This is a genomic window from Mesorhizobium erdmanii, assembly GCF_013170725.1.
In the GTDB taxonomy this organism is placed as follows: domain Bacteria; phylum Pseudomonadota; class Alphaproteobacteria; order Rhizobiales; family Rhizobiaceae; genus Mesorhizobium; species Mesorhizobium erdmanii.
In genome coordinates, this window is record NZ_CP033361.1 from 1,736,521 (window position 1) to 1,748,315 (window position 11,795).

General features: G+C 60.8%; 11 protein-coding genes. 7 read left to right on the top strand and 4 right to left on the bottom strand.

What is annotated here, in order from left to right:
- Positions 1-17 precede the first annotated feature (17 nt).
- The 6 genes from EB233_RS08385 (at position 18) to EB233_RS08410 (ending at position 7,022) form a co-directional block, all read left to right on the top strand.
- Positions 18-1,079, top strand: coding sequence for an ABC transporter ATP-binding protein (locus EB233_RS08385; protein WP_064992362.1), 1,062 nt, complete (start codon positions 18-20; stop codon positions 1,077-1,079).
- Positions 1,080-1,881: 802 nt separating this feature from the next.
- Positions 1,882-2,661, top strand: coding sequence for a universal stress protein (locus tag EB233_RS08390; protein ID WP_064992361.1), 780 nt, complete (start codon positions 1,882-1,884; stop codon positions 2,659-2,661).
- A 571-nt stretch (positions 2,662-3,232) separates the two neighbouring features.
- Positions 3,233-3,637, top strand: coding sequence for a baeRF12 domain-containing protein (locus tag EB233_RS08395; protein WP_155765466.1), 405 nt, complete (start codon positions 3,233-3,235; stop codon positions 3,635-3,637).
- 175 nt (positions 3,638-3,812) lie between these two features.
- Positions 3,813-5,084 carry an efflux RND transporter periplasmic adaptor subunit gene (locus EB233_RS08400; RefSeq protein ID WP_064992359.1) on the top strand — a complete coding sequence of 424 codons (1,272 nt, stop codon included), beginning with the start codon at positions 3,813-3,815 and terminating at the stop codon, positions 5,082-5,084.
- Positions 5,081-6,307 carry an ABC transporter permease gene (locus EB233_RS08405; protein ID WP_064992358.1) on the top strand — a complete coding sequence of 409 codons (1,227 nt, stop codon included), beginning with the start codon at positions 5,081-5,083 and terminating at the stop codon, positions 6,305-6,307. Before EB233_RS08400 ends, EB233_RS08405 begins: the two co-directional genes overlap by 4 nt.
- On the top strand, positions 6,300-7,022 hold the full coding sequence (locus EB233_RS08410; protein WP_064992357.1) for an ABC transporter ATP-binding protein: 723 nt from the start codon (positions 6,300-6,302) through the stop codon (positions 7,020-7,022). Before EB233_RS08405 ends, EB233_RS08410 begins: the two co-directional genes overlap by 8 nt.
- Positions 7,023-7,058: 36 nt before the next feature.
- Here EB233_RS08410 and EB233_RS08415 read toward each other — a convergent pair whose 3' ends face one another.
- The 4 genes from EB233_RS08415 to EB233_RS08430 form a co-directional block, all read right to left on the bottom strand.
- Positions 7,059-7,679 (bottom strand): hypothetical protein, encoded by a 621-nt coding sequence (locus EB233_RS08415; RefSeq protein ID WP_155765465.1) that lies wholly within the window; start codon positions 7,677-7,679, stop codon positions 7,059-7,061.
- 521 nt (positions 7,680-8,200) lie between these two features.
- Positions 8,201-9,451, bottom strand: a complete 1,251-nt coding sequence (locus tag EB233_RS08420) for an NRAMP family divalent metal transporter (protein ID WP_246298424.1) — start codon at positions 9,449-9,451, stop codon at positions 8,201-8,203.
- A 90-nt stretch (positions 9,452-9,541) separates the two neighbouring features.
- Positions 9,542-10,333 (bottom strand): ABC transporter permease, encoded by a 792-nt coding sequence (locus EB233_RS08425; RefSeq protein WP_208986344.1) that lies wholly within the window; start codon positions 10,331-10,333, stop codon positions 9,542-9,544.
- On the bottom strand, positions 10,326-11,144 hold the full coding sequence (locus tag EB233_RS08430) for an ABC transporter ATP-binding protein (protein ID WP_064992353.1): 819 nt from the start codon (positions 11,142-11,144) through the stop codon (positions 10,326-10,328). The genes EB233_RS08425 and EB233_RS08430 overlap by 8 nt, the downstream gene beginning before the upstream one ends.
- A gap of 113 nt (positions 11,145-11,257) precedes the next feature.
- On the opposite strand from EB233_RS08430, the gene EB233_RS08435 reads away from it, so the two are divergent.
- The gene (locus tag EB233_RS08435; RefSeq protein ID WP_155765464.1) at positions 11,258-11,773 is read left to right on the top strand and encodes a hypothetical protein; all 516 of its coding nucleotides are present in this window, start codon (positions 11,258-11,260) and stop codon (positions 11,771-11,773) included.
- The last annotated feature ends 22 nt before the right edge of the window (positions 11,774-11,795 follow it).

An 11,795-nucleotide genomic window follows, 5' to 3' on the forward strand; every position in this document is an offset into this window, starting at 1 on the left:
TTTCGTGGAGACATCAAATGGCATCAGTAAGCATCGGCAATGTGCAGAAGGCGTTCGGAGCTACTCGGATCATCCATGATGTGAGCGTGGATATCGCCGATGGCGAGTTCGTCATCCTGGTCGGTCCGTCGGGCTGCGGAAAGTCGACGCTGCTCAGAATGATCGCCGGGCTCGAAACGATCTCGGGCGGCAAGATCGCGATCGGCGAGCGCGTCGTCAACAATCTGAGGGCGCGCGACCGCAACATCGCCATGGTATTCCAGAACTATGCGCTCTACCCGCATATGACGGTGGCCGAAAACATGGGCTTCGCTCTCAGGATCAAGAAAGCCGATCCGACCGACACCGCAAGCCGGGTCAAGCGCGCGGCGAACATTCTCGGCCTAGAAAAGCTGCTCGACCGCTATCCGCGCCAGCTTTCCGGTGGTCAGCGGCAGCGCGTCGCCATGGGGCGCGCCATCGTTCGCGATCCGCAGGTCTTCCTGTTCGACGAGCCGCTCAGCAACCTCGACGCCAAGCTGCGCGTCCAGATGCGCGGCGAGATCAAGGCACTGCATCGGCGGCTCGGCACCACCACCATCTATGTCACGCACGACCAGATCGAGGCCATGACCATGGCCGACAAGATCGTCGTGCTGCATGACGGCCTGGTCGAGCAGGTCGGAGGGCCGCTCGACCTCTACGACCGTCCGGCCAATCTGTTCGTCGCCGGCTTCATCGGTTCGCCGGCCATGAACTTGATCCACGGCCGCGTCGAGGAAGGCATCTTCCGAAGCGCCGGCGGACTGACGCTCCCGCTGCCGGAAGGCATCCGGCCGGCCGAGGCGGCGGGAAGGGAAGTGATCTATGGCATTCGCCCGGAACATATCCGGGCGACAGGCCAGGGCGGCCTGTCCGGCACAGTGACGCTGCTGGAGGCCACCGGCTCAGAAATCTTTGCCACGGTCGACTGCGGCGGGGAAGCGATCTCCTGTCTCTTCCGCGAGCGGCTCGCGCTGAAGCAGGGCGAAGACGTGCCGATCGAGGTTGACCGCGCCTCGGCGCATCTATTCGACGCCAAGACCGGTCGGCGCATCTGATCGCGGCCGGCCGCGAACCACTGTGGGATTTCTAGTGGAGATCGTATCCTTACCTCGCATTTCGATGGATACTGAACTCCATGTCGTTTCACGAATCCGCCTTGGTTATGTTAGTTCCCCAATCGGAGGCCCTCGTCAGATCGTTCCGCGATAGGTACGACCCTTCGGCCGCCGAGGGCATTCCCGCCCACATCACCTTGCTTTATCCCTTTAAAGTCACCTGACGAGATCGATGACGCGACGCTCGGCATGCTGCGCAAATGCTTCCTAGCTAGCGAGCCGATACGATTCTCGCTGACAGACATCCAACGGCTTCCCGCACTGGTTTTGTAATGCCTCCACAGCCTGATGAGAGCCATTTCGGCAACTTATCTTGGCTATCTTGGCGATTTGGAACATGTTCCCACAATCACTGCCGTATGGCGGAAAATGGCCTAACGTTGTGCCCCACCTGACGTCAGGGCAGTTTGCGAACGAACAGCAACTCACCGTCATTGCTGGAGAGTTCGCAGCGCCAACAGGTTACTCAGTTGCCACTATTGTGATTGGTGCAAGCTCCGGCGCGTTGAGTCTCGTGTTAGAATCCACGATACGATGTCAAGATCATATTGCGAGGTCGGCACCGGGCCGCCCGGAGCGGCAGGATAGCTATCTGGCCTGCTGCCGGTGTTTGTCCGCCAATCCAGGTGCGGTCCAACCAAAGAGATTTGATCCAACTCTTTGATCCAACTCAAGGCGCTTCCGAATGTCCGGCGCTTAGATGCGTGCCGGCTGAGACGGCTCGAGGCGTGGGAGGAAATCGATGAGCTATAAAGATATTCTGGTCTTTCTCGACGGTTCTACGGACAACAGGACGCGGCTGGAGTTTGCCTTTTCTCTAGCACGAGCCCATGGCGCGAGACTGACGGGTGTTGACGTCAATGCGGCTGCCGCCTTTGAGGGAGAATGGGCCGAGCGCGCCAAATCGCTTTCGGACACGTTCCATGCCGGCGCCGAGGACTCTGGCGTGCCAGTTCGTTTCAAGATTGCTGATCGGGATGCGGTGGGATGGAAGAACTTCTACGCGCATTATGCGGATTTGCTGATCGCAACACAGCCAAACCCCGAGGCTTCTGGCAAGGTTCTCCCCGGAGTGCCGGAGCAGGTCCTGATGTCGGCGGGAGTACCGATGATAGTGCTGCCGCAAAGCTGGAAGCCGGGGCCCATCGGCCGGCAGGTCGTAATCGCGTGGTCGCCCAGCGCTCAGGCTACGCGCGTCGTGCACGACGCCATGCCAATCCTTGCCCTTGCGCAGAAAGTGACGGCTTTTGCGTTCGATCCACTGGCCGACCAGGAGGATGCGGACGTCGAGATGCTCCGTGAGCATCTGCTCGCCCATGGGATCAAGATCGCCATCGACAAGTGGTCCAACACCGGCGACCTAGCGCCGATCGAGGCGCTGTTTGCCTCTCGTGCATTGGAAGAGGCAGATCTTATCGTGGCCGGGGCATACAGTCATTCTCGGTTCCGCGAAGCCCTATTTGGCGGGATGACGAAATCCCTGATGCAGCAATTCTCGTTGCCGGTGCTGGTGTCGCACTGAACGTCGGGCCTATGGCCACATGATCGCGCCAGCATTCTATCGGGGAACAGTCCTCGCGAGCCGGATCTTGGCATAATAACAATCGGGAAAAATCGGCCTGTTCGTGGCGATCGAATGCGACGTCGACGATGAATATTGCATTGTTCGATCAGGGAGGGTGGCTCGAGGGACGGTGCCGAGTTCGAGTTGCGTTGCTTGATGCAAAGACATCACCAAGAACCGCCGTTCGGAGGCTAATTGCTGCACTCGCAGCCACCCGATGCGGTGCGCGCGCTTACCGTGGACTTGTCGGTGGACAGCCCTGCCGGGCCGACGACCGCTACATGGTCTTCTGCGAGGCCTACGCAAAGGCGAGCTTGAAGGACTTCCTCAGGTTACCGGCCTGGCCGGCGGTGCGACTTCGCTGAGGGAAGGCCACGGCGCCACTGCCGTTATCGCGGCATTTAAAGCCGCTGAGAGCAACGGGCGAGGTCATGGCCTTGCCAAACTTTGATCAGGGTCAAGGCGATGCAACTCGATCCGGGCTTTCCTGCTCGGCAAAAGGCGCACGCTAGCTCCCGTGGAGAAACACATGATCCTCAATAATCACACTCTTGTCGCGGTTACCGATGGCGAGAGCCTGCGGCTCTTCCACACCAAGGGACACGAACCGCAACTCGAACTTTTCGAAGTCGAAGGTCCAGTCCTTGAAATCGCTCATGCCGGATCCGGCGGCAGGCATCGAAGTTCTAGCGCCAATCCGGACCAGTCGCGGTTGGATGAAGACGATTTTGCCGCATCGATTGCGAGGTATCTCAATCGTGAGGCCCACAATGAAACATGGCAGCATGTACTGGTGATCGCCGATCCACGCACGCTTGGTGAAATGCGCAAGCACTACCAGGCGTCTTTGAGCGCGAAACTCGTGGGCGAAATAAGCAAGGATTACGTCAAGCATTCGGTGGAGGCGATCAAGGTCGCTGTTTCGACCGCCTGAAAGGTCGGTCTGTTCCACACGTGGCTCATTGTCATCAGGCATGGCGTCATCAAGCATGGTGAGCCGCTTCTACGGAGTGCCTTGGATCCTTTGCACACAACGTTCTTGATTTGGCGCAAAGCATCCGAAGCGATTCGGCCTAGTACTCAAAGGAACGTTTTCGGACGGGGCCGCGATGCTGCAAACCAACACCCAATTCAATCCCGCTACCGCGCCGGGATCAGCGCGGCGAACACTTCTCGACTTCCTGTCGGCCAACAGATGGCTTGTCGGTGGACTTCTGATTGTCATCGCCGTGGCAGGGTGGGGTCTCGCGCGCTGGCTCATCGGCCCCGAAGTTGCCGTCTATCCCGTCATGCGCGGAGATCTGGTGAGGACGGTGGTGGCCAGTGGCCATGTCGAGACGCCGTTCCGCGTCAACATCGGCAGCCAGATCACCGGAACGGTCCAGGATGTGCTGGTGGACGAAGGGCAGAGTGTCAGGGAGGGACTGCCGTTGATCGCGCTTGAACCCGGCGAGCTCAAGGCAACCGTGGTGGTCGCCGAGGGCGCGGTGGCGCAGGCCGAGGCGAGGGTGCGCCAGATGCGTGAACTTACCCTGCCGGCGGCGCAAGAGGCACTCAAGCAGTCCCAGGCAACGCTAACTGATGCGCAAGCCGCCTATCAGCGCGCGGAAGATCTGTTCAAGTCTGGTTTCGGGACCAAGGAAACGTTGGACGGGGCCACCAAGGATCTCGACGTCGCGCACACGCAGGTGCGCACCGCCGAACTGCAGGTTTATACGTCTCAGCCTGGCGGAAGCGACTACGTGATGGCCGAGACCGAGCTCAATCAGGCCAAAGCAAATCTCGCCACTGCCCGGGCCCGGCTAGGCTACGCCACCATCACGTCGCCGCGCGACGGTGTCCTGATCACTCGCAACGTCGAGCGCGGCGCCGTCGTCCAGCCGGGAGGGGCGCTCCTTGTGTTGGCGCCGGCCGGTGACATCCAGCTCGTACTGCAGATCGACGAAAAGAACCTGGGACTTCTCGCTCTGGGCCAAAGCGCTCAGGCATCGGCCGATGCATATCCCGACCAACGCTTCGACGCCAAGGTGACGTATATAAATCCATCGGTCGACATCGCGCGGGCTTCGGTCGAGGTCAAGCTTACCGTCGCGAACCCGCCGGCCTATCTGCGGCAAGACATGACCGTATCGGTTGATATCGCGGTCGACCGTCGCCCATCGACGCTTATTGTTCCGGCGCGCGTCGTCCACGATCCCACCTCGGCCTCGCCTTGGGTGCTTGTCGTGCGCGATGGTCGAGCGCGCCAGCAGGCGGTGCAAATCGGGCTGCGTGCCAGCGACCAGGTCGAGATCTTGAGCGGCCTCGGTCGGGGCGATCTCGTGGTGCCAATCGCGGCCGGTGTTCGTGCTGGCCAGCGCGTTCGACCGGTGAGTTCATGAGGCGCTGGCTGACATTCGCCTGGATCGCCGCGCTCCGTTTCCTGGGCGAGGGGCGCATGCAGACCGGGTTCATCCTGGGCGGCATAGCGATCGGCGTGGCTGTGATTGTCTTCATGTCGGCGATGCTGACGAGTGTGCAGACCAATTTCACCAACCGAGTGCTTACTTCGCAGCCACAGATCGAACTTCAGCCCCCCGATGAAGTAGCGCGCCCGCTGCGGCAGGAGGAGGGGGTGATAGAGGCGGCCATCGTCCAGCGCCCTACGCAGCGCGTACTCTCTGTCGACCAATGGCAGACGATCTTGACCCGGATGCGGGCCCGGTCCGACATTGTCGTCGCGACGCCTTCCGTCTCCGGCTCGGCGCTGGCGGTGCGCGGCGATGCCAGCCGCAGCATCGGCGTCGTTGGTATAGAGCCGGATGACTATTTTCGGATCGTGCGCCTGCCGGACTACATCATCGCCGGCGAGCCCAGCCTGGGGACCGACGACATTCTCGTCGGTATCGATCTCGCCAATGATCTTGGCGCTACTGTCGGCGACAAGCTGAACGTCACAACAGGAACCGGAGGCAGCCGCATCCTTACCATCCGGGGGATTTTCGACCTTGGCAGTAAAGGGGCCAACGAGCGCAACACCTATGTCCAACTGCGTACGGCGCAAAGCCTGCTCAACCTGATCGGGGGCGTCACAGGCATTGACCTGACGGTCAACGATGTCTACGCGGCTGAGACCATCGCCCAGGACATCGGCGCGGTCCTTCCAGTGAAAGCCCAGAGCTGGATCATGACCAATGCGCAGTTCTTCACCGCGATCTGGGCTCAGACCCTTTCCAGCCTTCTCATTCGCAGCTTCGTCGGCCTCTCCGTAGCCTTTGGCATTGCAGCCGTCCTGGTCGTTTCCGTGCTTCAGCGCTCCAAGGACATCGGCATCCTGAGAGCCATGGGCAGCTCCCGTGGCAAGATATTGCGGGTCTTTCTCATCCAGGGCGGCATTCTGGGCTTTCTGGGGTCGCTGGCCGGAAGCGCGCTGGGTGGAGTGGCCTTGCTTATCTGGCATCTCTACGCGCGTCAGGCCAATGGGGCGGAGCTCTTTCCAATGATTGTCGAACCCAGCCTGTTCGTGACGTCAGCTCTGCTGGCGACGCTCACGGGCGTGCTCGCGGGAATGGTCCCGGCGCTGCGGGCCGCGAGACTCGACCCGGTGGAGGCGATCCGTGGCTGACCTCCTCGTCCTCGACGGGATCCGCAAATCCTACAATGTTGGCACCCCGATCGAGACCGAGGTGCTGCACGGCATTGACCTGGCCATGAAGGCAGGTGAGTTCGTGGCGCTGATGGGACCATCAGGCTGCGGCAAGAGCACGCTCCTCAACATCATCGGACTGCTGGACCGTCCAACATCGGGCCGACTGCTGATTCAAGGCGAAGACACGACGTCGCTGCCGGAATCGGCGCTGACCAGCCTGCGCGGACACGCGATCGGGTTCGTGTTCCAGTATCATCACCTCATCTCTGCATTCACCGCCCGCGAGAATGTCATCATGCCGATGCTCGTCGACCGCGGCCGGCCGGATGGCCAGATGGAACGACGCGCCGACGAACTGCTGGATCGGGTCGGCCTCATCAAATGGCGCGACACCCGCGCCCTGAACATGTCAGGCGGGCAGCAGCAACGTATCGCCGTGGCGCGCGCCCTGGCGATGAACCCATTCCTGGTGTTGGCGGACGAGCCGACTGGAAACCTCGACACGGCTTCCGCCCAGGGAGTGTTCGAATTGATGCGACGCTTCAACCTGGAGCGAGGCACCACCTTCCTGATCGTAACCCACAATCACGATCTCGCTGCACAATGCGACCGCATCATCGAGTTGGTCGACGGCCGGCTCACCGGTGACCGGCGCAATCCGGCCATTCGCAAGGCCGTCAAATCCCGTTGATCTTCCGTTTGGCTGCCGCCATCGAGGGAACGTCCTTTAGTTCCGTTGTCCATTCTTCTGCTCGGACCGTTCCAAGAAGGGCTGGCCAAGGTGGACGGACTGGGGCGCCAAGGCTCCGTAGGTCGAGAAAGGCTCCGCCGGCGGACCCTCGGCGCCGGTAGGCACAGGACCATCCGGGAATTGCTGCGCGTTCATTTCCTGCGTCCACACAGCCAGGGCGCTTTCCCGGGTCGCCTCAGCAATTATGCAGTAGCCCCTGGGATCGAGAACCGAAAGCACGGCATGATCGTCATTGCGCGCCAGGCGAAAGGCGCGGTCGATCACCTCCAGGCAAGCGGTCAGGTGGCGCGCATCGGGCAGACGCGTGTTGCGCAGCATGTCGGAAAGCCGGAAGGCCTCGAGGCCCTGATCGTGGATCGTTGTCCCCTTACGAGCGAATTCGAAGAAGACGCTGACGACGGGCAGCATGCTCCTGATCGAGGCGTAGATCGCCGCTGCCTCCTGCGGACTGCAAGCAACGAGATGCGGCGCGTCCGGCGGCACCGGTTTAGTTGCAGGACCAAATCCCAGAGAATGCGCGATCTCGGTTTCCAGCCATTGCCGAACTTCCGGCGGTGCGGTTCGAATCTGCTCGGGACTCAAGGTGATACCGACCATTTTAGCGTCTCCCATTGATTGCTAGCAGCATCAAAGCAGCTCGCAAGCGCAATGGCCTTGATCCGCATCAACCGTCTCGGCAGGCTCAGCCAAAGCAAGGACCGCTTGCTGGCAAATTCTCACACAAGAGAAAAATGTGACCGCCGGAAGACGAGAGACTGACCGGTGATCAGAGGAACGCTCAAAACCGGGCCGTCCTTTCCACTACCTTGGACTGGTTGTCCAAGAACGCAGGGATGCGCCTTCAGGATATCCCTCCAGATCGTCGGAAAGTCCGTTCCCTTGGTCCTTTCGGCGTTGCATGTGTCGACAAGCCTCGCAACAGCGTTTTTCATTAAGTGCAATTATCCTGAATGCTTCATCGCGGTTATATGACTGAATATGACGGGAAACATTTGATCTCGATCAATGCATCGAAAAGTGTCACTCAAAACGGCACCCACCCGTTCCCTTCCTTGTTGTGACGACGCTTCACGGCGGTCTACGCGACCCGGTGGGCAATCTCCTCGCGCTCTCCCCGTCTAGCTGGGAAACAACATCATGATCGACGCTCCGGCCATCAGGGCCGTTGCAATCCAGCCAAGAATGATGATCGGCCGGCCGGAAGTGAAAGGCCCCATCACGGTTCGGCTTGAAGCCAGCATTATGACGACCACCATGAGCGGTACCGCGACAACGCCATTGATGACGGCGCTCCAGAACAAGGCCTTCATTGGGCTGATGGGGAGATACTGGATGACTAGCGCCACCAGGATGCTTACGGCGATGATGCCGTAGAAGCCGCGCGCGTCGTTGGCTTTCAGCTCGAGGCCCTCTTGCCATCCCATCGTTTCCGCCAGCGCGTATGCCGCCGAGCCCGCCAGCACCGGCACGCCGATCAATCCCACGCCCAGTATGCCGGCCGCAAAAAGGACGAAGGCGAAATCGCCTGCCAGTGGCCGCAGTGCACTGGCCGCTTGTGCCGCGGTCTCAATGTTGGTGACACCCTCGACGTGGAGCGTTACGGCGGTTGCCAATATGATGAAATAGGATGTCAGGTCCGAGTAGAACATGCCGCTCCATGTGTCCCAGCGCAGCCGGCGCAGTTCGCGATCGGATTGCGTCGCTTCTTCGAGGAGAGAAGGGACGCCTTTCATGTCCTCGACCTCTTCGGACGCCTGCCAGAAGAAGAGGTAGGGGCTGATCGTCGTGCCGAATATGGCCACCGCCATCGTAGCCGTATCGGAGTTCAGTGGCAGCTTGGGCCAGACGGTGCGAAGTGCCACCTCGCTCCAAGGCACGTGGACCATGAAAAGCACGGCGGCGTAGGCGAGAAGCGATAGGGTCAGCCATTTGAGGAAGCTGACATAGCGGTGGTACGGAACGAACACCTGCAGGATCAGGGTAGCGAGAGTGAAGCCCACTGTGGCCAGATGCCTGTTGACACTGGTGACAAGTTCCGCGACCTCGCCCATGGCCGCTATGTCGGCAGCGATGTTCAGCGTGTTGGCCGCCAGCAGCAATACAACCACGACCCTGAGTACGACCGGCGGGAAGAACGCCTTTATGTTGGCGGCAAGTCCCTTGCCTGTAACGCGGCCGATGCGGCCGCACATCGACTGGAGCGCCGCCATCAGCGGAAAGCAAAGGGGCATCGTCCAGAGCATGTTGAGGCCGAACTGAGCTCCCGCCTGCGAATAGGTCGCAATTCCGCTCGGATCGTCGTCGGCAACTCCGGTGATCAGACCCGGACCGACGCGTGCGAGAGGATGCTCTTTCAGCCGGCCGATCAAACTTGGCCGGCTGGTGGAGAGGGTGCCCTCCTTGGTGTCTTCTTCGATGACGTTCATTGCAGCGGATCGTGAGGACAGGGTTATCGGGCGTTACATGGTCAGGCGTGGATAAATACGCGCAGCAATCACGATCATCACTGCTGAGATGGCTGCGAGCACGATGAAGTCAGCCGCGAGCCCGTACCTGCTGGTGTTGCCAACAAGCATGAGCGCGCGCAGCGCATCGACCTCGTAGGTGAGCGGGTTTGCGAGGGAAACGACCTTCAACCAGCGCGGCATGATGTCGATGGGATATATCGCGTTGCTGGCGAAGAAGATCGGCATGGTCAGCACCTGGCCGATGCCCATGAAGCGCTCGCGAGTCCTGACGATGCAGGCGATGATAAGCGAGAATGTCGAGAACAATCCCGAGCCGAGCGCGATCATCCCGATGGCGGCCGCAAGGTGAATGGGATCGAGGTCAACCGAGATGCCCAGCAGGAGGGCGAGCAGGTAAACCATGGCGGCTTGCGAAAGCCCGCGCACGGCAGAGGATACCGCCTTGCCGATGACGAGCGCGCTGCGCGGCGCCGGGCTCACCATGTAGCGATGGAGCACCCCAAGGTCTCGTTCCCAGATGGCGGCGATGCCGTAGAAGATCGCGGCAAACAGTACGCTCTGCGCAAGGATACCTGGTGCGAGGAAGTCCAGATAACGGCCGTTATCCGTGGTAAGGCCACGCACCTGAGCCATCACCTCGCCAAACAACACCAGCCATATCGCTGGCTGGATGGCACGAGTAAGGAGTTCGCTTGGGTCGTGTCGAAGCTTCCTCACCTCCGCATCCGCCACGGCGTAGGCTTGCGTGGCGAAGCCCATAAGGGAGTCGATCGGGTCAGCCACTGACGGCGCTCCTGCGGGTTTGGCGGATATCGCGGTAGTCCCCGGACGCATCGGCTTCCTTGCCGGCAACCGCGGCAAAGACGTCATCGAGGGTTGCCTTGGGTCCGATCGATGCCTTGAGTTCGGCGGGCGTGCCACTTTCAACCAGCTTGCCACGATGAAGAATGCCGACCTTGTCGCAGAGCGCGTCCACTTCCTGCATGACATGCGTGGTCAACAGGATGGTGGTGCCAAGGCGGGCGCGCAGGTCGCGCACGTGATCCCACACCATGTCACGGGCCACTGGGTCGAGGCCAACGGTAGGCTCGTCCATGACAAGAAGACGGGGTCGGTGCAAGGTGCTCTGTGCAATCTCAAGTCGCCGCAGCATCCCACCTGAATAATGCTGCGCGAGACGATCCGCGGCTTCCGTGAGCCCGGTCATCTCGAGTGCCTCCTTGATCCGCGCTGCCCGCTCCGAGCGAGGTATCAGGTAGAGACGAGCCGACAGCAGAAGGTTTTCATATCCGGTGAGCGCGCCGTCTGCGGACACAAGCTGCGGCACGTATCCGATGGCGGCGCGCACATCCCTGGATTGCCGCCTCAGGTCGAAGCCAGCAATGAAGGCGTCGCCGCTGGTTGGCGGCAGCAGCGTCGTCAGCATCTTGATGAGCGTCGACTTGCCCGCGCCGTTCGGTCCGATCAATCCGAATATCTCGCCGGCGCCGACCCGAAGGTCTACCTGGTCCACTGCCGGCCGGTCACCGAAGGACTTCGACAACCGTTTGGTTTCGATCAGGAAATTGGGCTTTGGTAGCGGAGAAGTGTCCATCGGTCACTCGGCGTTCAGTCCAGGGCCTTGTAGGCGCAACAAATGCGAGACTCCTTGATTTCGCTCAAAGCCTAGAGATCGCGGCGCCGATAGGCTGCGCTGAAATCTCGGCGATGAAAGGTTCCGTCATGACCCCTTCGGCATCCGATCTCCGAGGGGTTGTTCCCCATCTGAGGGCATTCGCCATTTGCCTGGTGGACGACCAGAATGTCGCGGACGCGCTGATCGAGATCGTGCTTCTCGGCACCTGCAAGGGCAATCCCCGCGTCGCCGGGTACGATACCCGAATGCGGCTATTCAATCTCATGCACCGGGAGTTTCATGGTTATGAGAGCACCAGAGCTCTAGCTCGTCTTCCAAGGCACCCGGCGACGCTACCCTCGCCAATCCGCGGTATGGACAGCACCGCTGCCAGGTCGCTCCTGCGCGCACTTTGTCCTGCCGAGCGTGAAGCAATCGTCCTTTTGGATGCCTGCGGCTTCTCGGAAGGCGATGCCGGGGCAATTTGCGAATGCGATCCCTTGGCCATTCGCGAACGGGCAAGGAACGCATCAGAAAGGCTCTCCCAAGCGCAGCCCGCGAAACGATCGGCCGACAAGCGGGCCCTTCACCTTTGGCAAGCCGGTTGAGACTGCCGGACGATACCCTGGA